25 protein-coding genes and 1 pseudogene are annotated in these 24,043 nt (G+C 60.6%); 9 read left to right on the top strand and 17 right to left on the bottom strand.

Features of this window, described 5'->3' with window-relative positions:
- Window positions 1-115: 115 nt before the first annotated feature.
- From ACM6UT_RS19720 to ACM6UT_RS19710, 3 genes are all read right to left on the bottom strand, one after another.
- Entirely contained in the window at window positions 116-1,084 is a 969-nt protein-coding gene (locus ACM6UT_RS19720; RefSeq protein ID WP_416799054.1) for a hypothetical protein, read from the bottom strand.
- 256 nt (window positions 1,085-1,340) lie between these two features.
- Entirely contained in the window at window positions 1,341-1,856 is a 516-nt protein-coding gene (locus ACM6UT_RS19715) for a GNAT family N-acetyltransferase (RefSeq protein WP_416799053.1), read from the bottom strand.
- An 11-nt stretch (window positions 1,857-1,867) separates the two neighbouring features.
- A complete protein-coding gene (locus ACM6UT_RS19710) occupies window positions 1,868-2,497 on the bottom strand; it encodes a CGNR zinc finger domain-containing protein (RefSeq protein ID WP_416799052.1) in 630 nt (209 codons plus the stop codon).
- 190 nt (window positions 2,498-2,687) lie between these two features.
- Here ACM6UT_RS19710 and ACM6UT_RS19705 point away from each other — a divergent pair, with 190 nt between their 5' ends.
- Both ACM6UT_RS19705 and ACM6UT_RS19700 read left to right on the top strand, forming a co-directional pair.
- The gene (locus tag ACM6UT_RS19705) at window positions 2,688-3,662 is read left to right on the top strand and encodes an arginase family protein (protein ID WP_416799051.1); all 975 of its coding nucleotides are present in this window, start codon (window positions 2,688-2,690) and stop codon (window positions 3,660-3,662) included.
- A 30-nt stretch (window positions 3,663-3,692) separates the two neighbouring features.
- On the top strand, window positions 3,693-4,241 hold the full coding sequence (locus tag ACM6UT_RS19700; protein WP_416799050.1) for a hypothetical protein: 549 nt from the start codon (window positions 3,693-3,695) through the stop codon (window positions 4,239-4,241).
- Window positions 4,242-4,423: 182 nt separating this feature from the next.
- Here the strand turns inward: ACM6UT_RS19700 and ACM6UT_RS19695 are convergent, their stop codons facing one another.
- Window positions 4,424-5,185: a helix-turn-helix transcriptional regulator gene (locus ACM6UT_RS19695; protein WP_416799049.1), complete on the bottom strand. Its 762-nt coding sequence runs from the start codon at window positions 5,183-5,185 to the stop codon at window positions 4,424-4,426.
- A 107-nt stretch (window positions 5,186-5,292) separates the two neighbouring features.
- On the opposite strand from ACM6UT_RS19695, the gene ACM6UT_RS19690 reads away from it, so the two are divergent.
- Window positions 5,293-5,829 carry a peroxiredoxin-like family protein gene (locus ACM6UT_RS19690; RefSeq protein ID WP_416799048.1) on the top strand — a complete coding sequence of 179 codons (537 nt, stop codon included), beginning with the start codon at window positions 5,293-5,295 and terminating at the stop codon, window positions 5,827-5,829.
- Window positions 5,830-5,994: 165 nt separating this feature from the next.
- On the opposite strand, the gene ACM6UT_RS19685 is transcribed toward ACM6UT_RS19690, so the two are convergent.
- The 3 genes from ACM6UT_RS19685 to ACM6UT_RS19675 form a co-directional block, all read right to left on the bottom strand.
- Window positions 5,995-6,222 (bottom strand): SelT/SelW/SelH family protein, encoded by a 228-nt coding sequence (locus ACM6UT_RS19685; protein ID WP_416799047.1) that lies wholly within the window; start codon window positions 6,220-6,222, stop codon window positions 5,995-5,997.
- Window positions 6,223-6,266: 44 nt separating this feature from the next.
- Complete coding sequence (locus ACM6UT_RS19680) at window positions 6,267-7,157, bottom strand: haloalkane dehalogenase (RefSeq protein ID WP_416799046.1); 891 nt, start codon at window positions 7,155-7,157, stop codon at window positions 6,267-6,269.
- A gap of 358 nt (window positions 7,158-7,515) precedes the next feature.
- Window positions 7,516-8,106, bottom strand: coding sequence for a TetR/AcrR family transcriptional regulator (locus tag ACM6UT_RS19675; protein ID WP_416799045.1), 591 nt, complete (start codon window positions 8,104-8,106; stop codon window positions 7,516-7,518).
- Window positions 8,107-8,522: 416 nt separating this feature from the next.
- Between ACM6UT_RS19675 and ACM6UT_RS19670 the strand changes: the two genes are divergently transcribed.
- The 3 genes from ACM6UT_RS19670 to ACM6UT_RS19660 all read left to right on the top strand — a co-directional run bounded on the left by ACM6UT_RS19670 (window position 8,523) and on the right by ACM6UT_RS19660 (window position 10,134).
- Window positions 8,523-8,843 carry a DMT family transporter gene (locus ACM6UT_RS19670; protein ID WP_416799044.1) on the top strand — a complete coding sequence of 107 codons (321 nt, stop codon included), beginning with the start codon at window positions 8,523-8,525 and terminating at the stop codon, window positions 8,841-8,843.
- Window positions 8,844-8,884: 41 nt separating this feature from the next.
- Window positions 8,885-9,253, top strand: coding sequence for a DMT family transporter (locus ACM6UT_RS19665; protein WP_416799043.1), 369 nt, complete (start codon window positions 8,885-8,887; stop codon window positions 9,251-9,253).
- Between the two features lie 458 nt (window positions 9,254-9,711).
- Window positions 9,712-10,134, top strand: a complete 423-nt coding sequence (locus ACM6UT_RS19660; protein WP_416799042.1) for a MarR family winged helix-turn-helix transcriptional regulator — start codon at window positions 9,712-9,714, stop codon at window positions 10,132-10,134.
- A 206-nt stretch (window positions 10,135-10,340) separates the two neighbouring features.
- Here ACM6UT_RS19660 and ACM6UT_RS19655 read toward each other — a convergent pair whose 3' ends face one another.
- The 3 genes from ACM6UT_RS19655 to ACM6UT_RS19645 form a co-directional block, all read right to left on the bottom strand.
- The gene (locus ACM6UT_RS19655) at window positions 10,341-10,676 is read right to left on the bottom strand and encodes a hypothetical protein (RefSeq protein WP_416799041.1); all 336 of its coding nucleotides are present in this window, start codon (window positions 10,674-10,676) and stop codon (window positions 10,341-10,343) included.
- Between the two features lie 62 nt (window positions 10,677-10,738).
- Window positions 10,739-11,128 (bottom strand): hypothetical protein, encoded by a 390-nt coding sequence (locus ACM6UT_RS19650; RefSeq protein WP_416799040.1) that lies wholly within the window; start codon window positions 11,126-11,128, stop codon window positions 10,739-10,741.
- A gap of 231 nt (window positions 11,129-11,359) precedes the next feature.
- Window positions 11,360-12,268, bottom strand: coding sequence for a LysR family transcriptional regulator (locus ACM6UT_RS19645; RefSeq protein WP_416799039.1), 909 nt, complete (start codon window positions 12,266-12,268; stop codon window positions 11,360-11,362).
- 128 nt (window positions 12,269-12,396) lie between these two features.
- Here ACM6UT_RS19645 and ACM6UT_RS19640 point away from each other — a divergent pair, with 128 nt between their 5' ends.
- Window positions 12,397-13,080: a type 1 glutamine amidotransferase domain-containing protein gene (locus ACM6UT_RS19640; RefSeq protein ID WP_416799038.1), complete on the top strand. Its 684-nt coding sequence runs from the start codon at window positions 12,397-12,399 to the stop codon at window positions 13,078-13,080.
- A gap of 1,159 nt (window positions 13,081-14,239) precedes the next feature.
- Here the strand turns inward: ACM6UT_RS19640 and ACM6UT_RS19635 are convergent.
- From ACM6UT_RS19635 to ACM6UT_RS19615, 5 genes are all read right to left on the bottom strand, one after another.
- Window positions 14,240-15,772 carry a malonate--CoA ligase gene (locus ACM6UT_RS19635; protein ID WP_416799037.1) on the bottom strand — a complete coding sequence of 511 codons (1,533 nt, stop codon included), beginning with the start codon at window positions 15,770-15,772 and terminating at the stop codon, window positions 14,240-14,242.
- Window positions 15,769-17,202 carry a malonyl-CoA decarboxylase gene (locus ACM6UT_RS19630; RefSeq protein ID WP_416799036.1) on the bottom strand — a complete coding sequence of 478 codons (1,434 nt, stop codon included), beginning with the start codon at window positions 17,200-17,202 and terminating at the stop codon, window positions 15,769-15,771. Before ACM6UT_RS19630 ends, ACM6UT_RS19635 begins: the two co-directional genes overlap by 4 nt.
- A complete protein-coding gene (locus ACM6UT_RS19625) occupies window positions 17,199-18,515 on the bottom strand; it encodes a TRAP transporter large permease (RefSeq protein WP_416799035.1) in 1,317 nt (438 codons plus the stop codon). Before ACM6UT_RS19625 ends, ACM6UT_RS19630 begins: the two co-directional genes overlap by 4 nt.
- Window positions 18,512-19,075 carry a TRAP transporter small permease subunit gene (locus tag ACM6UT_RS19620; RefSeq protein ID WP_416799034.1) on the bottom strand — a complete coding sequence of 188 codons (564 nt, stop codon included), beginning with the start codon at window positions 19,073-19,075 and terminating at the stop codon, window positions 18,512-18,514. The genes ACM6UT_RS19625 and ACM6UT_RS19620 overlap by 4 nt, the downstream gene beginning before the upstream one ends.
- Window positions 19,076-19,137: 62 nt before the next feature.
- Complete coding sequence (locus tag ACM6UT_RS19615) at window positions 19,138-20,142, bottom strand: TRAP transporter substrate-binding protein (protein WP_416799033.1); 1,005 nt, start codon at window positions 20,140-20,142, stop codon at window positions 19,138-19,140.
- A 125-nt stretch (window positions 20,143-20,267) separates the two neighbouring features.
- Between ACM6UT_RS19615 and ACM6UT_RS19610 the strand changes: the two genes are divergently transcribed.
- Window positions 20,268-20,942, top strand: coding sequence for a GntR family transcriptional regulator (locus tag ACM6UT_RS19610; RefSeq protein ID WP_416799032.1), 675 nt, complete (start codon window positions 20,268-20,270; stop codon window positions 20,940-20,942).
- 46 nt (window positions 20,943-20,988) lie between these two features.
- On the opposite strand, the gene ACM6UT_RS19605 is transcribed toward ACM6UT_RS19610, so the two are convergent.
- Entirely contained in the window at window positions 20,989-21,210 is a 222-nt protein-coding gene (locus ACM6UT_RS19605; protein ID WP_416799031.1) for a F0F1 ATP synthase subunit gamma, read from the bottom strand.
- A gap of 44 nt (window positions 21,211-21,254) precedes the next feature.
- Window positions 21,255-21,386: pseudogene (locus ACM6UT_RS23495) on the bottom strand (IS110 family transposase); the annotation flags it as partial.
- A 91-nt stretch (window positions 21,387-21,477) separates the two neighbouring features.
- Here ACM6UT_RS23495 and ACM6UT_RS19600 point away from each other — a divergent pair.
- Window positions 21,478-24,018: a cation-translocating P-type ATPase gene (locus ACM6UT_RS19600; protein WP_416799030.1), complete on the top strand. Its 2,541-nt coding sequence runs from the start codon at window positions 21,478-21,480 to the stop codon at window positions 24,016-24,018.
- Window positions 24,019-24,043: the final 25 nt, after the last annotated feature.

Here is a 24,043-nt window from a genome sequence, read left to right as displayed (position 1 = left end):
AATACTGCACTCTGCTTCCGGATAGGGGTCTCTGTTCGCCAGATCGGACCCGGCACTCACAATGGCGATGCGTCGCGATCGACTCGACCCATGTCGGCGTTCACCGACATGCGGCCTAATCCGCCCTCAGCAGAAATTGGTCACTCGCCACTCCTTCTATCGCGTCAGAAATCCGGTAGCCCGCGGCGCTAACCAGCGACTCGAGGTTGCGAAGACCGCGCGCCTTCAGCGGGAAAGGGCTTCGAGCGGCCATTGCCTGCCCGGTGGCATCGTCCCGAATAACGCTGCCGGCAATTGGGATCGCACCAGCCTCGCGCAAAAGCGATAGATTAGCGATCACCGCTCTGTCAGAACCGTATTCGAACAGGGCGCCTTCGGATGAAGCCAAGACATATTCTCCTCCGATCTTCCGGTCGTGCAGTGCAGATGCCAAGGAAGAAGGCTGGTCCCATGAATAGGGAACGAAGGTCATAGTCGCGGCAATTCCGACCAGAGGCCCTTTCGTTTCGCATAATGCGGCGAGAACCGCTTTGCCGAGGAGTATCCCTGTATCCTCGATATCCAGCACGTCGACTGCGACATTAGGAATCGTGGTCCCAGCATCGCCCTTGAGAATGATCAACGCATTCAAGGCTTCGACTGCCGTGCCGCCTCCGATTGCAAGGAGGCGTAGCGACGCGGAAGGTGGAGCATTTCTTAGCGCTCTTGCCATGAGACGGGACACCTGCTGCAAGCGAATCCGCAGCGCCAAGGCATTCGGGGAGGAAGCTAGGCGGCGTTCGATTTCGGTATCGAACTGCGCGGGGAGATTGTCTGCGCCGATTTTGAGGAGGTAGGTCGCCAACCCGTCCAGATATTGCGCCTGCGGGGCGAACATCCGCAGCAGAAGTTCGGGCATTGGCCCAGGCGTGGCCGCACGCTCGGCAGCGGGCCGACTGACCGAAGCCACAATTGATGCGCGCAGCCTATCGAGACTAGCCGGGCTTTCGTCGATCCGGAATACGGGGTTTGTCACATCCACCACGGGCAGTGTCATTCCATTGTGTAATCGCGCATGGATGATTGATCCGGCATCGTTCGTCATGTCGATTCCCATTTGTGTTCGTCAGATTGGGCTGTGAGGAATCGCGTACCCTTGACAATCCGACACGGTTTGCTGCGACCGGTAAGCATCTGGCCGCGACGGTGGCGGTTACCCGAGTGCTTGCCATCGCAATTCTTGTCTGCGGTCGACAGGTTCAGTGCGGCAGTCTCAACTTTGCGCTTTGCGCGCGTCGTTATTCGGATTCCTGCAGCCGTTAGTCGGCAATAGTGGGTCTACTTCAATCCCGAGCAAGTTCTCAGCAGGAAGCATTATGATGTGGAAATATGTGCCGGTACACTCCGCAGCGGCTGCCGTCGATATCGGTGTAGCGTTCGACCGAGCCTCCGAGTTTCCTCGCGACCGCACGAGAGGCTAGGTTGTCGTCGGCAATGAGGCTTATCGCCGTCGTCCAGCCAAGTTCGCTGAATGCAAAGCCGAGGACGGCGTGCATGGCTTCGGTCGCAAAGCCCCGCCCCTGGGATTGTGGGAGAATGCCCCAGCCCAACTCAGGTTCAAGCTTGTCGACCGGGCGCTGAGCTCCGCAGTAGCCCACCAATTCCCCGGTCGTATTGTCCTCGACGACGAAGAAGCCGAATCCGCGTAGCTGCCAATGACCGATGAAATACAGCATCCTGCGCCATGCGTCTTGACGCGGGATAGGGCCGCCGACGAAGGTCATGATGTCGGGGTCGGCCCAGAACCGGGCGAAGGTCCCGAAATCCTTCTCCCGCCACTGACGCAATAACAGCCGCTTCGTTCGGATCGTTTTCATATTGCCCTCGTTCACGCGGAATGATGTTTGCGATGGCGGGCATATTTCGCCGCATTGCCACACGTGGCCATGTCGCACCAGCGGCGGCGACCCGGCTTTGACCTGTCGAAGAAGAACCAGCCGCAATTGACGCCTGCACAGCGCTTGAGGCGGGGTGAGATAAAATCCTCGCCGAGCCGGACAAAGGTGTCGGTCAACGCCATGGATATGACGTCGAGCCCGGTATCTCCTGCCCGGATTTGGATTCCTGTCAACGGGTCGATCGCCAACTCGCAACGGCTGTTGAAGCCTCGCCACATCCGCTCGACCACAGCGAGATCGTCCGTTCGGGGGACTGTGCCGTCGGCCCGCGCCGTCAAGAGCCCGTGCATGGCCAGACGTAGTTCCTTGGCCTTCATCAGGGCAGTTACCGCTGCGCGCGGCGACGCGTTGGCGAGTTCCTGAAGGTGAGCCGCATCTGCCTCGGTGACGATGCCCCTGATCCGGGCCCAGTCCACGAGCGCGGCGTAATCCGGGATCCAGTCTCTGGGTTGCGCGTCCCATCCGGTGACCGTGTTGACAAAATCGATGGCCGGATGATCGCCGACGAAATCGCCTTCGCGGAACTGGTGCTGTTCGATCAGTAGGTGTCTTCCGGTCATGCAGATCGCCCCGTTCTTGGTCTGGATTCGCGGACACGAGCTTGACCGAAGATGCCCCTTCATTCAACCGGTAAATGATCCATTAACGGTTGACAGTGTGTTGTAACCGACTAAACTCATCATACCGGTTACGATGAAACTCGGGAGCAGGCGGTGTGGCGCGGAGCGCCCGGCGAGGAGTCATTCCGAAATGATGGGAAGCAAGATGATCATCTGCGCTCCGAGCAACCTTGGCCTGCGCCCCGAGGCAGGCGGCAGGGAGCCTGGAACCTGGGAATCGCCGCTCGTCCTGCTGTCGGAGGGGCTGCAGGCCGCCATCGAGGCAGCGGAGGTCGAGTGGCTGCCGCGTCCCGCATATCGGTTCAATGCGGAGGAAAATACGCGCATCCGCAATGGTCATGCGATTCGCAACTACAGTCTCGACCTGGCGCATCTCGTCCAGGCGCGCCTCTCCGACGGCAAATTCCCGGTCGTCATCGGCGGAGACTGCAGCATCCTGCTCGGCTGCCTTGCAGGCGCCAGAGCCCAGGACCGTGTCGGCCTGCTTCATGTCGATGGCCATAGCGACTTCTTCCATCCTGGAAACTACGATGTGCGGAGCCGCCTCGGGACCGCGGCAGGAATGGACCTCGCGCTCGTAACAGGACGTGGGGAGAAGTTACTCACCGAATGGCCCGGTATCGACGGACCTCTCGTTCGCGACGAGGACGTGACGCAGATGGGTGAACGCGAGGCTCTCTCTCCGGATTACGCCCGGCACTACGGGGACATCCGCGAGACAGCGATCAATCGGATCATCGTTCAGGACATGCTTCGAGAGGGAATGCAGTCGACCGCAAAAGGCGTCGCGGCATGGGCATCGCGTCGTGACCTTTCGCGCTACTGGCTGCATCTCGACGTGGACGTCCTTGCCGAAACCGTCATGCCCGCCGTGGATTCGCCGGGGGAACCGGGGCTGGATTTCGAACAGGTGGCCCGGCTCGTGTCCCTCCTGATACGCCATGTTCCGGTCATCGGCGTCGACGTCACGATATACGATCCCGACAAGGATCCTGACCGGCGCCACGCGAAGGCGATCGTGGAATGCCTCGGCAACGCATTGGGTTACCGGGCCACCGGCCCCGAAAATGGCTTTGCCTTCCGACGAAGGCGGAAGATCACGTGAGATCAGTTTGCGCAGAAAAGTGGTGAGCCGATGGAGACAGCGATCAACTCAACCCCCCGCAGCTTTCTCGAAGGCCTCGCGGCGAGTGGGCCGGCCGCCGAACATGCCGAACAACTTATGCTCTACGGACAGTTCGTTGGCGACTGGTTGGCGGAAACAGATGAATTCGCGGCGGACGGCACCGTAACCCATTCCCGATGGGATATTCGTTTCGACTGGGTGCTCGAAGGGCGCGCAATCCAGGATCTCTGGATCACACCAGTGAGGAAGGGTACCGAGGTCCGTTGGTCCGAAGCCGGGAACCGTTATTCGACGACCTTACGGGTCTACGATCCGAAGATCGACGCCTGGCACATCATCTGGATCAACCCTCCGGGCGGATACATTACCCGGCAGCTTGCTCGCAAGGTCGGCGACGAGATCATACAACTGGCCGATGTCGATGCCTCCGGGTCGCTGACCCGGTGGGTCTACCGGGACATAACGCCAGACAGCTTTCGTTGGTGCAATGAGCGTTCGGTCGACCAGGGGAAAAACTGGCGGCTGGTGCAGGAAATGCGGGCGAAGCGGCAACGCTAACACGCGGCACGCAGCGGTGTGGGCGTCTTTCCAGCGAGCGGAGGCCTGCAAGCGCGCCATGTCAAAATGACAAGCCGCGAAGAAATGAGCTTCCAGGGCGGACGATCGACGACTGATCGTGACCTGCCCGTCGACTGGCGTCCTCGAGCTCAGCTCTAGGTCGATGTGCGCCGCCGCGGCGCTTACGAGCCTTGTTGCTCCGTTGTACGTGCGGCAGCTGGAGGAAAGCCGAACCTTCGCGAATAGGCACGGGAGAAGGCTTCGGCGCTGCTGAAGCCCACGCGCCGGGCCACGGCCTTGACGCGGTCGCCCCGCATCAATTGCCGCTGACCAAGCGCCAGGCGCCAGGCAGTCAGATAGGCGAGCGGCGTCAGCCCCACGACCTTGGGAAAGAGCGCCATGAAGCGGCTTCGTGACAAACCGCTTATCACAGCCAGATCGCCGACGCGCCAGGACCTGGCGGGCGCATCGTGTATCGCTGTGAGCGCACGCTGCAGGGTCGGATGTGCAAGGCCCGCAAGAAGGCCCGGCGCCGTGGCGCCTCGATCGATCGCCTCGCGTAGCACCAGGAGGACGACGAGTTCACAGAGGCGGTCCAGCGCGGCTTGCCGCCCGCAGCGACTGTCTTGCGCCTCGCGAACGAAGGCCTCGACAAGTGGCAGGAGTGTCGATCCTTCCCCGAGCGCGATCTCGATCTGCTCCGGTAGGGCACTTACCAGCGGATTTGCGACTCCACCGAAGTCGATGACTGCCGCCGCCAGCGGCTCGTCGGGAAGGGACGCCAGGACATTGCTTTGCGCGCAAAGGATCACCCGCTCCGCGACACCGTCGCGACCGGTGACAGCGAGATTGGCCGACACCTTCCGTGCGTCGAAAGGCACGATCACGGCCGTCAACTCATAGGCTTCGAAGAAGGCGGCGAGCCGATCGCGTTTGGCGAACATGGGACTTTCAATCATGTTATTCGGATTTGTCATGTCAAATAATATCGGAAAAGGGGAACGCCCTGCAATGGGCCGATGAACGTCCCTGACACAAGAAAGGACCACGCATGCTTGTTCCCCGTCAGAAAGCTCCCGAACTCGTCGTCGACATGATCGACGGCGGTCGGTTCGATCTCGCAGCAGACAATCCTCAGCGCTTCTCTCTCGTCTGTTTCTATCGCGGCCTGCACTGCCCGATCTGCACCAATTATCTGACGGATCTGGAGCGGCAGACTCCGGCCTTTGCCGAGCGCGGTGTCACCACGATAGCGATCAGTTCTGACGGAGAGCAGCGGGCGCGCCGGATGGCCGAGAAGGTCGGCGCAGAAAACCTTCGCTTCGGCTACGGCCTCGACCTGTCCGTCGCACGTCAATGGGGGCTCTACATCTCCGCCTCACGCGGCACGACGTCGATCGGTATCGAGGAGCCGGCGCTGTTCTCGGAGCCCGGCGTCTTCCTGATACGGCCCGACGGTTCGATCTATTATCTGTCGGTGCAGTCGATGCCCTTCGCCCGCCCGAACTTCCGCGAAATGGTTCAGGCTGTCGATTTCGTCGTCAAGAACGACTATCCGGCGCGGGGCGAACACACCGGCGAAATATAGCCGACCTGCTGACGCGGTCACGTTCGGCTGATCGCGTCACCTGTTGCCGGCACCTGAAAAGTCATCTTCCGACGAAGCCGTGAGCACCTTTGACTGCCCGCTTACGGCCGCCAATGATTCTTCCTTGGCGCCGGGCGTCCGGACGGCCGTTCCTCGCATGCCCGGCTATTTCAGCGCCGCCGAGACGGATGCGACGATTTCGGCGGCATCCGGAAAGTGCCCCTTGATGCGCTTGGCCACGACCTCGCCGTTGACGCGCACTTCGAAGATGCCGCCCTTTCCGGCTACGAGATTCGCGGTGACGGACAGGTCGCGTCGGAGTGCATCGGCCGCTTCGACTGCTCGCTTTCCGTATCCGCACGGATTGCAGTAGGTGATCGTGACCTCGGTCATTGTTTCCGTCCCTTTCTTCGATGTCGGACTGAGCTGCAGCGGTCCTAGGCGGCGCTGCGCGCCTCGTTGCTGGCAATCCATTCGGCAACGGAGCGGCCGATGGTTTCGGGGTGGTCTTCCTGCAGGTAGTGCGCGCCCGCCCCGAGTTGCACGAGCCGGCAATCGTGCAGCTTTGCAGCAAATGCTTCGGCGAAGGCCGGAGAAACCAGAGCGCCCGGGTTCCCGGCGAAGAGCAGTTTGGGATAGCGTGAGTGTGCGAGGGCGAGATGTGCTTCCGACAGCATTTCATGCACGTCCGCAGGCTCGCCGGCGATCGGCAGCTCGTTGGGAAAGCGCCAGGTGGGCTTTCGCGATTCCGGGGTGGCGAACGGTGCGCGATAAACCGCCATCTCCTCGTCGGTGAGCTTCCTGATGACCGAACCCGGCAATACACGCTCGACGAATGCATTTCCCTCAATGATCATCCGTTCGCCTTCGCCCGGCGTACGGAACTTGCGGAACGTCTCACGTGCCGCTTCCACCTGATGGAAGTCATCCCAGCTCGCCATCGGCCGGATGAACTCCATGAAGGCGAGGCCACGGACAAAATCCGGTCTGCGAGCCGCCAGATGAAAGGCGAGCGCCGTTCCCCAATCCTGAGCGACGAGATAGGCCGAACCGATTCCCTGGGCTTCGATGAAGGCATCGAGATAGCGGGCGTGATCCACGAAGCGGTAGTCGATGTCGGGCTTGCCCGATTGGCCGAAGCCGATGAGGTCGGGAGCGATGCATCTGGCTGCCGGCGCCACGTGCGGGAGGATGTTCCGCCAGATATAGGATGAGGTCGGGTTACCGTGCAGGAAGAGAGCGACAGGCCCGTTCTCTGAACCCGCTTCCCGATAGGCCATATGGGAGCCCAATACTGCGCAATGAGGGAGATCGATGTCGAATGTCATGCGTTTGACCTTTGCTAACTGGCAACCGTTTGTAGGGCAGGTGCCGGACGGACGTTCGGCTCCCCCTCCCTCGGGTTTGATATAATACGGTCGTACGTATTGCGTCAAGCTACAGAGGTCCAACCGGCGGATGCACGCCTCAAATGGTGCGTGTGCACCACGTGCCCTCCAGCAGGCGAACCATCGAAAATGCGTGTAGTTCGGGCGTCGGTCCTTGCGCGTGGTGACGATGCGGGTTCCCAGTCGGGCGACAATCGTCACCCCCTCGCAAACGTGCGCGCAACAGGCAGCTGGCCGAGATTAGGACTGAGATACTACCGACGAACCGGGAAGATCGACGCGACAAACCTGACGGACGTCATGAGTAATCCCTAAAGACCGTGGAAAATGCGATCTTCTTGAATCGCTCGAGCGCCGCCTCGCTGCGCTCGACCTTCATGCGCATGATGGCGCCTTCCCACGAAAACAGGAGAAAGTCTGCGAGGTCTTCCGGAGCAAAGGTGGAATCGATTTCGCCCGCCGATTGCGCTTGCCTGATGCAATCAGCGAAACGGTCGCGCCATTCCAGAAAAATTTCCGACAGGCGCAGGCGCAGCATCTCGCTGAGCGGTGCCGCCTCCAGACTGAAGTCCCCGATCAGACAACCACGCGAAAACCCGTCCGCCTTCAGCTGACCGGTGATGATGTCGAGATAGCGTTTCAGCCGCGCGCGCGGTGTCAGGCTCTCGTCGTCGAGTGCCGAAGAAACAAGGGTCCGCACATGCTCGAAATAGGCATCCAGGACATCACGGCTGAATGCTTCCTTTGACCGGAAGTGGTTTGTGAACGATCCCTGAGGGACGCCCGCCTCTGCAACGACATCGCGCACGCTGGTGGCGGCGTAGCCCTTACGCAGCATGACACGAAGCCCGGCTTCGAGGATATTCTCTTTGAGCGACTTTCTGGCCATGGCGAAATAATGCGGGCGTCCGTATTAGATGTCAACGTAGCAAATGAGGCGAGGGAGCCCGGGTATACTTGCCCGCATCGTCTCCGGCGCGTTGTGGCGATCTGCCCCCAGGTTGCGACCAATGAAAGCGCCCGCCGAATCCAGCCCGGACCCCGCCTTTCCATGCCCGGACAGGGCCGATCGGGCGAAGTGATCGGAAAACGATGCATGCACATACAAAAAGATTGACAATCAGGGCCGACCCTTTATTAATGCATGCGCATGCATAGATATTCCAGCCGATACAGGCGTAGGGGCTCGTTATCGCCGAACTCGTTCGCGGAAAGCTTCCCCGGCCGGATGGCTGCACCGGGCAATCCACAAAGCCGACAGTAGATACTGCGTTCGGCAGATCGTTCACGAAAGGAGTAAAGGAAATGAGCTGGCTATATCTAGGAGTCGCCGTGATCTTCGAGATCACGGTTGCGATCAGTGCGGGCAATGCAAAGGGATTCACGCATCCATGGTGGACCATAGCGACGCTCGTTAGCGGTGCCATCGCCACCTTCTTCTTAAGCCTCGCGCTGCTCACCTTCCGTGTTGGCGTGGGCTACGCGATCTGGACTTCCGTCGCGGGCGTCGGGATCGTCGTTCTCGGAGCGCTCTTCTTCGAGCAGCCATTGAGCTGGAGAAAGGTTCTCGGGATCGTTCTGGTCATCGGAGGCGTCGTCGGCCTGCGCCTCAGCGGCGGCGCATAAAGACCACGCCGATCAACTTCATCAATCTGAAAGGAAAAGAAATGACCGCTGCCCGTGAAACGAACAGAAGCAACGGACGCGCCTGGATCATGTTGTTATTCGCCGGGGTTTTCGAGATCGGCTACGCACTCAGCGTAGGGGGGAGTCAGGCATTCACTGTGCCAAGTTGGTCGGTCGCCGCTTTCGGCTTCTTCCTCCTCACGCTCTATTTCCTGAGTGTTGCCTTGAGGACCATCGACGTCGGCATCGGTTACGCAGTCTGGGCAGGTACCGGCTCCGTCGGTGCGGCAGTGCTCGGGAGCATTCTGCTCGACCAGCCGCTTACTCTGAATCAGACCTTCTGGCTTGCAGTCATTATCGCCGGTGTCGTGTGGCTGAAGCTTGCCGACAGCGCAAAGCTCCGAGGGTAAGACCTGTGTTTCCCGATTGTGCAATTCCCGCTTGCTCGATCCGAGGGGAGGGGCGTCGCCTTCTCCGTGAAACGTGTCGACGAAGGCTGAATTTCGTTCGCCGCCTGCGTCATAGATCGGAATGGCGGCATCCTTGGGCGCGGCGTCAACCGCGTCCGGAAGCACTATGGCCTGAATACTGATGGCGCAGGCGAGGCCATACGTAATGCCTGCCATGCGAATGGCACCACCGCGCGTCCATTGGGCATGGCGCACGGGGTCTTGACGTTTGATGGCGACTAGGCTGCCGCGCGGGGTTTTGATTATCGCAGTACCATGGTGTGTTCGCTCACGATCCACTGACGTGGCGGGTGCATGCAATGCGCGCGACATAGAGTGGACAGGGACTTGAGCCTGCACTTGCATGGGCATACATCATAGAAAGATCTTGTCTGTGCCGCAGGGAGCCCGGATTGTTCATGTCCAAGGAAAGTGATTTGTGGCTCAGATTGGTCCATGAGATCGCGAGCGTTGAAGCCGATCTCGAGAGGATCATGCAGGTGCGCCACGGGCTTGGTCTCTCGGAGTATCGAGCACTTCAGATATTATCGCGTTCGCCGGGATCCGAGCTGCGTATGCAGGCGCTGGCGGCGCACCTCCGCTTGAACCAGAGCTCGGTGTCGCGGATGGTCGAACGTCTGGAACGTGCCGGACTCGCGATCCGCGATCTCTGTCCTGACGACAAACGCGGCGTTTATGCGGTTCTCAGCGACAGGGGACGCGCGTGTGTTGAGGATGCAGAGCGCGGTTACGAGGCGGCGTTGAGGGAGGCCCTCAAGAAGCACAGGTGTGGAGGACTGCTCGCGGCAAGACAGGCGGAGTTGAGCAACGCCGAGACCTAGAGTTTCTGACGCAAATGTATGGTCGCGCCAGTGTCGAACTGTGTTGCGCGAGGATGCTACCGCTTCACCAAACGAATTGAAGCAGAACTCACTCAAATGCCAGGTGACATCGCGGCCGCCGCGCAGAAGATTTTAGCGAAGCGCCGCTCACACGAAACGCTTTCTCGACGTGCTCACGAGAGAGGTCGGCCTGTTTCTGGGCGTGATCACTCGAGACAATTGTCGGCATCCATGAGAGCCGCCTGTCGGGAGCCCAACTCGTCTAAAAAGATCGAATATGTCTTGCCTACCGGCATCCAGTTGTCTGTAATTGTTACGCCGCCATCTGCGGCCGCCTCGCGGCGAGGCCGGTTCACTTCGACATCACCGATATACGCGTCGCCGGTACCTCCGCAGATGGAGGCGTTCTTTTCCAACCGGAATACGATCCGGAAGTCCTTGTTGAGCTGGCGCTCGGCCAATTGCGCAAGCCGCGGCTCGGCGCCATCGGCTGCTTCGGCGCAGAGGGTCGACAGCAAAAGGGAAAGGCAAATCTTGCTCATGACAATACCCCATGAAACCAGAGCCTCCCACGATAGCAAATCGTGGCCGCGATCGTGACGGGTTAATTACCCGCTTGAAGAGTTTTGAATCGGTCTGCTGGATCTTTGCGACAACTGATCAGGAGGCCGTCCACTTCATCATCCCGGTCCGATTGATCGGCTCGACGTAGCCATTGGGCTTCAGCAAAAATGCGTAAAAGCCAGCCTATACACGGTACTGCGGTCAACACGGCCCGCTTCTGCCCGCAATCATGCGAGCGGTCGCTCGAAATATTGCGGATGAAGCTGATCACGGCGGTGACCCGGTTCGGATGCTGCAGGGTATCTGCGATGCAAGCAATCCGTCCCAGGCGCGGCCCATGAAGAGCCTTTTCGATGTGGAACTCATCCAGGAGACCAACCAGGTTTTCTGTTAGATGGTCTATATCGTAGTCTTCGACAGCGGCAGGCACATCGCTTTGCCCACAGCCGCGTAGGCCGTTACATCCAGGCCGTCGAGACGGTAGGCCCGACACGCGGCGACTTAATTATGCATCTGATCCCGCTGTTTGGGGTAGTCCTCGCGGCCCTTGCGGTTGGAGAACCACTCGCATCCGATCCTTGCCCTTGGCGTGATGTTTGGTGGAATCGCTGTTGTGGAAGCAAGTCGGCGGAGGAATGACGCTTGCCCGAGTACCGCGAGGTTATTGTGTATTCGTCAAATCTTTCGCGACGTCACCAATCAAAGCCCGCAGCCATCGATGGGCGGGGTCGTGGCGATATCGGACGTGCCATCCCAACTGGACCGGGAAGGTGCCGAGGTCCACGGGTGCAGGGAGAACTTTGAGACGGGGGTCTCTCGCGAGGTTGCGGCAGATGAGCCCGGGAAGCGTCGCGCAGTAATCCGTCACGGCAACAATTTCCGGCACAGCCAGGAAATGCGTGACGGACACGGCCACCTCACGCTTGAGCCCCTTCTGTTCCAAGGCTTGGAACAGCCCTACCCGCATTCGACCTGGAGGAATGACATTAACGTGCTTGAGGCGCTCATACTCGTTCTTGGAGAGCCGGTTGCCGATTTGCGGATGATCAGCCCGGACAACACAGGCAAGGCCGTCGTCCATAAGGTGCTGAACAACCAAATTGTCGGGTGGATCGACGATCCGGCCAAGAACGACATCCGTCGTCCCCGACATAGCGCCGGTCTCAATGATATCATTGCCAAACGGAATTAGCCGGAGCTTGATTCCCTCGGCTTCTGCGCGCAATCGGGTGACGATCGCCGGCATCAAGACGAATTCGACATAGCTGTTCGGTGCGATCGTGAAGAGCCTCGTCGTTTCTGCCGGAATGAAGTCCTGCTGTCTGAGGATCAGATCATCGATGCTTGCCAAGGCAGCGCCGATCACCGGGGCAAGATCCTCTGCCATCTGAGTGGGTTTCATCCCGTAACGCTCACGAATGAACAGCGGGTCGCGCAACATTTCACGAAGACGGTTCAAGGCGTTCGACAGGGCAGGCTGGGTGATTCCGAGCCGCTCGGCGGCGCGCGTCACGTTGCGTTCTTCCATCAGCGCCACAAAGACCGGCAGCAGGTTCAGATCATATTTCATCCAATTATAATGATGGATGAATATCTAAAATAGAAGAAATAAATTTCCGGAATAGATTCAGGGGGAGCATGATCGGCTCATCGGATGACAGGCCGATAGCACTCAAGCAACGCAAAAGGATCTGTACAATGAAAATCCTTATGGTTCTCACCTCGCATGATGAACTCGGCAATACCGGCCGCAAGACCGGCTTCTGGCTTGAGGAGTTCGCCGCTCCCTATTATGCATTCCTCGAAGCTGGCGCAGAGATCACGGTCGCCTCCCCGAAGGGTGGCAAGCCGCCGCTCGATCCGAAGAGCGACGAACCCGGTTTCCAGACGGATGTGACACGCCGCTTGAATGCGGATCCAAAAGCCCAGGCCGTGCTCGCCTCGACGATCAGGCTCTCCTCCGCTACATCGGAAGACTACGCCGCCATCTTTTATCCGGGCGGCCATGGACCGCTGTGGGATCTCGCGGAAGACAGGGACTCGATAAACCTCATCGAAGCCACCTATCGCGCCGGAAAACCCGTCGCGCTCGTCTGCCACGCGCCAGGTGTCCTGCGCCATGTCCGGGCTGTGGACGGCACGCCACTCGTACGCGGCAAGAAGGTCACCGGCTTCAAGAACTCGGAAGAAGACGGCGTCGGCTTGACCGACGTGGTGCCCTTCCTTGTCGAAGACATGCTGAAGCAGAGCGGCGGCATCTATTCGAGCGGTGAAGACTGGAAGTCCTATGCTGTCCAGGATGGCCTGCTGATCACAGGGCAGAATCCCAGTTCCTCTACGGAGACGGCCCGCATCCTGCTCGCCAGCCTCAGGGCCGTCTGACCGAACGCAAGCCCAATTGGAAGCGCCGCAGCATTTGCATGGCTGCATTGCACAAAAAATGTTTCCCATCTGATAAAAAAATGGGCATATGGAACACAGCTGATGCATATGACGGTTTTCCTCCCAGTGCCGTCGCACCAGCTGTTCCCCTCTGGAGATTATAGATCTCCACACCTCATGGGCCGCGGTTTCCGCCGGCCCATTTTTTTTGGATTCCATCCGGCGGTCCGTCGCGTTAGCCGCAGCTAGCGCGTTGGTGGGATTTGTCTTGCTTGACGCCCGCTATGCCGCCGCCTGGCGGTCAAAATGCTGCAGTGCTGATCGTAAAAAGCAAATCGCCTGAAAGTCGTACCGACCTCTATCAAGGCCGATCACTCGCGATACCGATTTTGGGCCATTTGGCGTGCTCTAAGGCACCCCGAAAGGTACTGACACTCTTCTATCGCAGAGTTCACGCTCAATCGAGTTCCTGCCCGTAGCTCTTGGTCGCTTCAGGCGGTGCTAGCTCATTCCAGTACGGTGCCGCGCTTCAAGTGGATCTCGGCTCGCTCGACCGCCCCTACGCTTCGCCGCTGGTCTTCTGGCCCAACCCTCCAATTCCCGCCGCCGATAAACACCGGGCCGGCTCCGCTTAGCTAGAAGAATGTCATCTTCGTGCTACATATTGCGACGAACTGTAGTGCGAAGGTGCCATATGCCGAATCCACATGATCCTCCAGCGGCCGTGCGGCGCGCCCTGCGTAAGCACCACGACCTCAAGCGGGCGCTGTGACAAGAACACTCCCGCCATACCATTGATCCGGCTGCAGCCAGGCCTGTAGGTAACGTCGTACGATTGCGGGGGTTTGGATACCCTCGGATGAGCAAAAACAGTTTCCCGCCATCACATGGCGGGAACAATGTGCCACATGCTAACATCACTCCTCTCGAGGCGATTGCAGGTCGGCGGGCGAGATAGTCGTCCTGGTTGTCATGCATTCTCGTCGGCCGTCTGCTCTCAACACCCCGTCCGAACTTCGTTCTCGAAACGCTTAGGCTCCGGCGGTGTTCTTTGCGCCGACGGTCGCGACCACGTCGTGCGACGCGAAAAAAGCCGTGCCGCACCTGAGAGCAATAGACCAACTCGGGTGAGAATGGTGATGATGCTGCTTGTTGGTGCCTACGCTTCTGCCGATGCGTCCGACGGAACGTAAAGGCCAGCATATCTCTCACGAAGCATGTTCTTCTGGACCTTTCCCATCGTGTTGCGCGGGAGGTCGTCGACAAAGATCACCCGTTTCGGCTGCTTGTAGCGTGCCAGGCGGTCTTTTAGCCCATCGAGGATGGCGCCTTCGTCGATTGTTGCGCCCGCCTTCCGCACGACGACAGCTGTGACACCTTCACCGAAATCCGGGTGTGGCACACCGATCACGGCAGTCTCGACCACGCCCGGCATCTGGTCGATTTCGGCCTCGACCTCTTTCGGATAGATGTTGTAGCCGCCGGAGATCACGAGATCCTTGCCGCGGCCGACGATATGCACGTAGCCTCGGTCGTCGATCTTGCCGAGGTCGCCGGTAATGAAGAAGCCGTCGGTGCGGAACTCGGCCTGCGTCTTTTCGGGCATTCGCCAGTAACCCTTGAAGACGTTGGGTCCTTTTACTTCGATCATACCGGTCTCACCGACGGGAAGCGGCGTCCCGCTTTCAGGGTCGGTCACGCGCAGCGAAACGCCGGGGAGGGGAAAGCCCACCGTCCCGGCGATCCGCTCGCCCTCGTACGGGTTCGACGTATTCATGTTGGTTTCGGTCATGCCGTATCGCTCCAGGATGGCATGGCCGGTCATTTCCTTGAACGTTCTATGGGTCTCGGCAAGAAGGGGGGCCGAACCGGACACGAAAAGTCGCATGTTGGCCGTCGCCTCGTGGGTCAGTCCCGGGTGCTGCACCAGGCGCACGTAGAAGGTCGGAACACCCATCATCGCCGTGGCCTGAGGCATCAGCCGCAGAACCTCGTCCGCATCGAACTTCGGCAGGAAGTACATCGAGGCGCCGGCGAGAAGGGTGATATTGGAGGCGACGAAAAGACCATGCGTGTGGAAGATCGGCAGGGCATGAATGAGCCGGTCTTCGGGGGTAAAGCGCCAATAGTCGCGAAGGGTGAGGGCGTTGGACAGGAGATTGTCGTGCGTCAGCATGGCGCCCTTGGAGCGCCCCGTCGTGCCAGACGTATAGAGGATGGCGGCAAGATCGTCGGCCCCGCGATGCGCATCGGTGAAACTGGATGGTTCCTTGTCGGCAAGCTCCATCAGCGAGCCGCCACCGTCCCCGTCCAGCGTTTCCACATGGGCGCCGTGGTCGGCGGCGAGCTTCGCGATGCTCTCCTTCGCCGCCGTTGCGCAGACCACCACCCGCGGCTCGGCGTCGCCGACAAAATAGTCGAGTTCCGCAAGCGTGTAGGCAGTGTTGAGAGGAAGGTAGACCGCGCCGGCGCGAAGGCAGGCGAGATAGAGCATTAGCGCTTCCGGGCTCTTCTCCACCTGAACGGCCACCCGGTCGCCCGCCCGCACGCCAAGGGCCGCGAGCGCGGACGCGATGCGGCCTGATTGCGCCAGCATATCGCCGTAGGTCCAGGATCGGCCGTCTGTCATCAGAATGAAGACGGAGTCCGGGCGCGCGGCATGGCGGATCGCGTCGAACAGGTGATTGCTCATGTGCTGAACTCCTTGCTGCCTTGCTTTCTTGCCGCGTCGCCGGATTGATCCTTCGCCGCAGGTCTGCCTGCGATCGGCGTTCGGGGTGCCCTGTCGGCCGGGACCAGGCGTCGCACGGCGGGCGCGGCAACGACCTCGCTGCGGCTCGCGAAGGCCTCGTGATTGGTTTCGATGTCTTCGAGCTTGTAGAGATAGTTGACCATGAGGCCATGGGCCTGCCGCATCGCCCGCCCGGAACGATCGGCGAGGAAATTGATGCGCTCCAGCCGGGCGCCATTGCCGAGGTGGAAGCGCGCGACGGGATCGAGCGGTCTGCCGTTGTGGTTGCGGGCCCTGAGGAAATACCACGCCGCCGCCGCGGTCACGGCGGAGCGGACACCTGCCGTCGCCTCCGGCCGATCCGCCCAGTTGGGCTCGTCGAGCACGGCAAGTTCGGCACGGTCGGTAGGCGTGAGTGCGTCGGAGGTCTCGGCGTCGCGTTCGCGCGACAGCCAGTCGGCAAAACCGGGCACCGGCGAAAGCGTCGCGAAGGTGTCGAGGCGCGGAAGCTCGCGTCGCAGATCCTCCACCACCTGTTTGATGAGGAAGTTGCCGAACGAGATGCCCCTCAGCCCTTCCTGGCAGTTCGAGATGGAATAGAAAACGGCCGTCGTCGCCTCTGCAGCGCGGATCGTCGCGCGATCCTCGCTCAGCAGTTCGGAGATGGTCGAGGGCATTTCGCGTGTCAGCGCCACCTCCACGAAGATCAGCGGATCGTCGATCAGTTGCGGATGGAAGAAGGCGAAGCAGCGTCGGTCCTCCGGCGCCAGACGTCGGCGCAACTCATCCCAGCCGCTGATGTGGTGGACGGCCTCGTAGTGAATGATCTTTTCCAGGATATCGGCCGGCGTCGACCAGCTGATCGGCCGCAGCACCAGGAAGCCGCGATTGAACCATGATCCGAAGAGATGGGCAAAGTCCGCGTCAACCGCCTCGAGGTCGGGGTTTTCGTTCTTGAGTGCAAGCAGGACCTCCCGCATTCCCACGAGCGTGGCCGTGCCGTTCGGTGCAAGATTGAGCCTGCGGATGAGTTCCTGCCGACGCGGCTCCGCCGCCTCGCTCAGTTCGAGCAGCGCCTTGGGGCTTGGGTCGGTGCGATAGGCCTCGATCGCCCGCTCGAGCCGCTCTATGTTCGGTCCGAATCGGGTGAGCAGCGCGACCATGAACTCGCGCCGCCTCTGCTGGTCGAAGGCCTTCCAGCGGTCGAGGATATTCTTCGCGAGCGCCATGCCGGAGGCCTCGCCACGACTGGACAGGAGGGTCTCACAGAGCTCCTCCATGGTCCCGACTGCATCAACATCAGCGTCCTCAACGGAACCGAGCGAAAGAAGCCGCCGACCACGCTCGGTAATACTCTGCAACATGTCGCTGAAGAACGAGGTCGTGTTCATTGGATCGTCCCCAGCATGTGGTTCGGCAGCCAAGTCGCGATTCCCGGGAAGATGCAGAGGATGAGGATCGCCAGGAACATGACGAGCACATAAGGCAGCGAGCCCCAGAGGATGTCCCGTGTCCGGATATCAGGCGCAATCGCATTGATGACGAACAGGTTGAGGCCGATCGGCGGGGTAATCAGCCCGACCTCCATGTTGATCGTCAGCACGATCGCGAACCAATACGGGTCGAACCCTGCCTGGGTGACGATCGGGAAGAGCATCGGTGCGGTCATCACGATGACGGCGACCGGAGGCAGGAACATGCCGCAGATCAACAGGAAGACATTGATGACCAGCATCAGCACCCAGCGGTTCACGTCCATGTCTGCGATGGCGGCGGCGACGGTCTGGGTGATGAAGAGCGATGAGAGCGCAAAGGCGAAGAGCTCGGCGGCGGCCATGATCATCATGATCATGACGCTTTCCTTCATCGCAGAGCCGAAGATGTCGGCGACGGAGCGGAAACGGAAGAGGCGGTAGGCGACGATCACCACCAACAATGTCAGGAGCGCGCCAGCACCGGCAGCTTCCGACGGTGTCGCGATCCCGCCGTAGAGCACGTAGAGCGTTCCGGCGATAATCAGCAGGAATGGCAGGATGCGCGGGAGGCCGGCGAGCCGCTCCCGCATCGAATAGTGCACGAGGCGTGCGCTGAATTCGTAGCCCTTGCGTTTGCAGTCGATGACCGCCCAGACCATGAACATGAAGGTCAGCAGGACGCCCGGCACCACGCCCGCCATGAACAGACGGCCGATGGAAGTCTCGGTCGCAATCCCGTAGACGATCAGCGTCACCGAGGGGGGAATGAGGATCCCGAGTGTGCCGCCGGCAGCAATGGAACCGCTGGCGACCGAACTTGGGTATCCTCGCCGCAGCATTTCCGGAATGCCCATCTTGCCGATTGCGGCGCAGGTCGCCGGCGAAGAGCCCGTCATGCCGGAAAAAATGGCACAGGCTCCGATATTCGAAAGGATGAGTCCGCCCGGGATGCGGTTCAGCCATCGGTCGAGCGAGGTGTATAGGTCCGAACCGGCCGGAGACGAGGCGACCGCCGCGCCCATGAGAACGAACATTGGAATGGATACGTAGGCGAGATTGGCTATGCCGGAAAACATCGTATCGCCCAGCACGTAGAAGATCGCGCCGCCACTTTGCGCAAAGAGCGCCGTGAAGGCCGCGAGCCCGAGAGCGAATGCGATCGGCATGCCTGTCGCCAGCAGCGCGAAGAGGCAGCCGACCATCATCAGTCCAGACACGGTCGGGCTCATGGGGTGATCTCCCGTGAATGAGGATTGGCGTCGGATGTCCGGCCCGCGCCGTCTTGAGCGGCGGTCAGAGGCGCGCGCAGAGCGGCGAGGAGTGTTAGGACTTGCGCGACATATTGCAGACACAGCATCGCAAAGCTCACCGGCAGGGATGAAAGCGGCACCCAGAGCGGTGGCGCCCAGACGCTCGAGTGTTTCCAGTTGCCCGCCCATGCGTCGTGGAACTGGATCCAGGTCGCGATCAGCATGATGACGCAGAAGAGAAGACCGAGCAGGCTCGCCACAACCCGCAACATCGCTCGGGTGCGATCGCCGACGATCAACTCGACAACATCGACACCGACATGCCCGCCTTTCAGCAAAACATAAGGCGCGCCGAGAAACATCGCCGCCGTCGCGGAGAAGATTACGAAATCCGTCTGCCAGATCGTCGGTTGGCGAAGCAGGTAGCGCATCGCGATCATCTGGCAGATCACCAGCATGGATGCGATGACCAGAGCCGTCGCAAAGATCGCGAGCCCGCGCGAGGCATTGCCGACACCCGTTACATAGGCCTTGAACATGCGGTTATCCTCGATGTGCGAGAAGGAGAAGGCGCACCGGAGCGCCTCCTCGGTCACTGTTCTCACTTCACGGCAAGGGCCTTTTCGATGAGCTTCTCGCCGCCGGGCACGTTGGCGGCGAAGTTCTTGTAGGAGGACGCCTTGGCAACTTCGAGCCAGGCATCGAAGTCCTCCTTCGACATCTGGACGACTTCGACGCCTGCCTTCTTGTAGGTGTCGATCATGACCTGGTCGCCCTTGCGGACCTCTTCGTTGAAGTAGGTCTCGGCCCTTTCTCCAGCGGCGAGGATCGCCTTCTGCTGCTCTTCCGTCAGGCCTTCGAAGACTCGCTTTGACATCAGCACCGGCTCGTACATGAACCAGAGTGCGTTCTCGCCGGGCGCGGTGAGGCATTTGGCCTGCTCGAAGAGCCGATAGGAGACGAAGCTCGCCGAAGATGTGTTGGCAGCGTCGAGCACGCCGGTCTGCATGCCCGTGTAGATTTCCGAAGAGGGCATGGAAGAGATCGACGCGCCTGCTGCCACCAGCATCTCTTCGAAGGCCGGTCCCGCCGCGCGGATCACCTGTCCCTTGATCGTGTCGGGCGAGGTGATGCAACTCTTCTTCGACGCGAATGCACCGGAGAGCCAGGCGTCCGAGATCACGATTGCGCCGGCGTCCTCTATGACCTTCTTGATGTCCTGCATGAATTCTGAATCGTTGAGCCGGGCCGCGCGGTCGAAGTTTCCGACGAGCCCGGGCATCAGCGTTGCGGAGAATTCCGGATGGCGACCCGAGGCATAGTCCAGCGGGAAAGATGTCATGTCGAGAAGACCGCGCGTGACGGCGTTCCACTGGTCGTTCGGCTTGTAGAGCGATGATCCCGGAAATACCTGGATTTCGAGGCCGACATTGGCTGCTGCCACTTCCCTTGCGATCAGCTGCACCATTTCGTCGCGGATGTCGCCCTTTCCTCCCGGGAACTGGTGCGAGGCCTTCAGTACGGTTTGGGCATCGGCTGCGGTCACGGCGAGGCTGCCGATTACGGCGACTGCGGATGCCATCAGCGTCCGTCGAAAAATACTCATCGTTTCCTCCCTGGTGTTCCGGCCCTCCCGCCGGTGGTATAAGGATGCAGTCATCTTGCGCACAAAGTCAATAATCTTGTATACAAGAATTGAGGTGACGCATATCTGGGGCGAGTTGGGCAGGAATGAGCGAGAATATCTTCTATAAGCTGCGAGACAGCATCGAGAACGGCATTGTGACGGGCGAGTTCGCGCCGGGGGAGCGCCTTGATGAAACCCAGCTTGCAACCCGCTTCGGGGTTTCCCGTACCCCCATCCGTGAAGCTCTGATGCAGCTGAGTGCGATCGGCCTCATCGAGATCAGGCCACGAAGGGGGGCCGTCGTGGTCGATCCGGCCCCCCAGCGCGTCTTCGAAATGTTTGAGGTGATGGCGGAGCTCGAAGGCATGGCAGGATCCCTTGCCGCGCGTCGGCATACGAACGAGGACAGCGCCGCGCTTCTCGCCGCTCACGAAAAGTGCAAGGAGGCTGCGGCAAGCGAGGATCCGGACCGCTATTACTATGAGAACGAGAGCTTCCATCAGGCGATCTATGCGGCGAGCCACAGTGGCTTCCTGGAGGAGCAGTGCACCGCGCTGCATCGCCGCCTTCGTCCTTATCGTCGTCTCCAGCTCAGGGTCCGCAACCGCATGAGGACCTCGTTCAGTGAACATGGGCAAATCGTCGAGGCCATTCTTGCCGGCGACGCGATCGCTGCGCGCGAGCGTTTGCGCAGTCACGTGGCGGTTCAAGGTGACCGTTTCGGTGATCTGGTCGCCAATCTGGCCAGTCGAGACCGGCGCGCCGGCCGGTCGGGATAGGACCGTGGAGCCGGCTGCGTTCGGATGACGGCGCTTCGGCGCGATGCTACGGCTTATTCCGGCTGCGTCCCGATGCGTTCCGCGTACCGGACGGGCCGGCGGGATCGTCCACCTGGTCGGCCAGTTCGATGACCTCGTTGGTGATCTCCTCCTGGCGGAGTTGCCGGGCAAGCGCGGTCAGGTCTTCGAGCTTCCTCGAGACGTTGTCCTTTGCCGCGATCATGGCCCGTGCCCGCGCCTCGTTCTCCGCCGCAAACGAGATGATCACCGCCTCGCACAGCTCGGCGAAAACGTATTCCTGGACGAGCCCCTCAATACCTCTATCCGATTGACGTGGAAGACAGGCTCCGCAATCAACGTTTTTAGTTCCCGCCCGATTCGATGGTTGTCATCCTCCTCGGGAGTGAGAAGTTTGACCACGGAGCACGCGGGCGGCTCGCCGCGTCCAGGAACGCACCCCATTGCCTGTCGGGCACAGGCGCGAGGTCCAGCGGTATGCGACAACGACCGACCAGGAGAGGGATGGGTAGAAAGCATGAACGACGAGAGCCTATCGACATCCCAACCGACCGGCCTCAGCGAAAGTGAAGCACAAGCCCGCCTGGCGTCCGAAGGATTTAACGAACTTCCGCGCGGCGACCGGCGCACGGCACTGCGCATTGTTCTTGAAGTCATGCGCGAACCGATGCTGGCGCTGCTGCTCGGCGGCGGCGTCATCTATCTTGCACTGGGAGATCTTAAGGAGGCTCTGATCCTTCTGGCCTTTGCCCTGGCGTCGATTGTGATCACCGTCGTGCAGGAAACACGCACAGAGCGTGTGCTGGAAGCACTGCGTGATCTCACCAGTCCGCGCGCCCTTGTGGTCCGGGATGGCGCGCGCAAACGCATTGCCGGGCGGGAGGTTGTGCGCGGCGACATTGTGATCCTCTCGGAAGGCGACCGTGTTCCCGCCGATGCTCTGCTTCGGGATTGCCAAGATTTGCAGGCTGATGAATCGCTGCTCACTGGCGAGGCCGTGCCGGTGCGCAAGCGGGCATGTACGCTTGCCGTTTCCGACGCTGTGGGGCGGCCGGGCGGCGATGATCTTCCGCAGGTGTTTTCTGGGACATTGATCGTTCGCGGCACGGGCATTGCGGAAGTGACAGCGACGGGTGCACGCAGCGAAATTGGCAAGATCGGTCAATCCCTGAGCACCCTTGAACCCGAACCGCCCCGTCTGCAGATCCAGATGCGGCGCCTCGTTCGCCTGTTTGGACTTGTCGGCGGCGCAGTAAGCGTTCTGGCGGTCGTGCTATACGGACTGTTTCGCGGGGCATGGCTCGATGCTGTGCTCGCAGGCATTGCGCTGGGCATGTCCATGCTGCCCGAAGAGTTTCCGGTGGTGCTGACCGTATTCATGGCGATGGGCGCATGGCGGATTTCCCGGGCGCGCGTGCTTACGCGGCGGGCATCGGCTATCGAGACGCTCGGTTCGGCGACCGTTCTCTGCAGCGACAAGACAGGAACGTTGACCGAAAACCGCATGTCGGTTGCCGAACTGCGACTGAAGGACGGAACCGCGATCGCGGTGAAGGCGGCGGGAGACCAGCTTCCGCCCGCCTTTCATGACCTTGTCCGGTCCGGCGTCCTCGCGAGCGCGCCGGAGCCCTTCGATCCCATGGAAAGGGCGTTCCATGAACTTGGCCATCATACGTTTGAAGGCAAGCCTCGGGAACGCCGGTCGCTTGTGCGGGTCTATGGATTGACGCCTGAATTGCTGGCGGTGACCCATGTCTGGCGAGACGATGGCAAACTCATCGTTGCGGCCAAGGGCGCACCCGAGGCGATTGCGGATCTGTGCAATGCTTCGTCCGCTGGGCGGGCTGCCATGAAATCCTCGATGGACGCCATGGCCGCCGAGGGTCGGCGGGTTCTGGGTGTCGCCCAGGCGCAAGTCGGCAACGAGAGCCTGCCGGAAGATCCGCGTGGCTTTGCCTTCGAGTATCTGGGACTGGTGGGACTGGCCGATCCCCTGCGGGCGGGCGTGCGTGATGCCGTGGCCGAGTGCCGTTCGGCCGGCATCCGTCTTGTGATGATAACCGGCGATTACTCCACGACAGCCGGCGCAATCGCCAAGCAAGCGGGGCTGGAGTCGCGGCGCATCATGACCGGGGAGGAACTGGGGCGCTACACCGATACGGAACTGGCGCAGCATGTCGGCACGGTAACGGTCTTCGCCCGCATCATGCCCGAGCAGAAACTCCGGATTGTCAATGCGCTCAAGGCCGATGGCGAGATTGTCGCGATGACCGGCGACGGCGTCAATGATGCGCCTTCATTGAAGGCGGCCCATATCGGAATCGCGATGGGGGAACGCGGGACTGACGTGGCCCGCGAGGCGTCCTCTATTGTGCTGCTCGATGATGATTTCGGGTCGGTGGTAAAGGCCGTCCGTTTGGGTCGGCGCATTTATGACAACCTGCGCAAGGCGATGGGTTTCATCGTCGCCGTGCATGTGCCGATCGCAGGTCTTGGGCTGCTTCCGCTGATCTTTGGACTGCCGATCATTTTCAGTCCGATCCATATTGCGTTTCTGGAAATGGTGATTGATCCAGTGTGTACACTTGCCTTCGAGGCGGAGACCGAAGAGGACGATATCATGCGACGTCCCCCGCGAACGCCGGATGAGCCCCTGTTTTCGCCGCGATTGATCGTCTGGAGCCTTTTGCAAGGGCTATTAGCTTTTGCCCTTGTGGCGGCGATCTACATCATTGCCTACCGGCGCGGCTTGCCGGAAGACGAGGCGCGGGCACTCGCCTTCTTTGCGTTGGTAACGACGATCGTTGCGCTGATCTTCGTGAATCGCAGCTTCAGTGCCTCGATATGGTCGGCCTTGCGGCGGCCCAACCGGGCTCTAAAATTCGTGCTTTCTGGTGTGGCAGGCATTCTCGGGCTTTCGCTCGCATGGCCGGTAGCCAGCGACCTGTTTCACTTCGGAACGCTGCACGGAGACGATCTCGCACTGTCGGTTGGAGCCGGAATAGCGGTGCTTGTTATCCTCGAGCTCCTGAAACCGCTCTGGCGCCCGCGATTTTAGCTCTGTGCGCGACAGACCAATTGTC

The organism is Ciceribacter azotifigens (assembly GCF_048159625.1).
GTDB classification, from domain to species: Bacteria; Pseudomonadota; Alphaproteobacteria; order Rhizobiales; family Rhizobiaceae; genus Allorhizobium; species Allorhizobium azotifigens.
The sequence above is the reverse complement of the archived record's forward strand: the minus strand, read 5'-3'. Positions and strand labels throughout refer to the sequence as shown.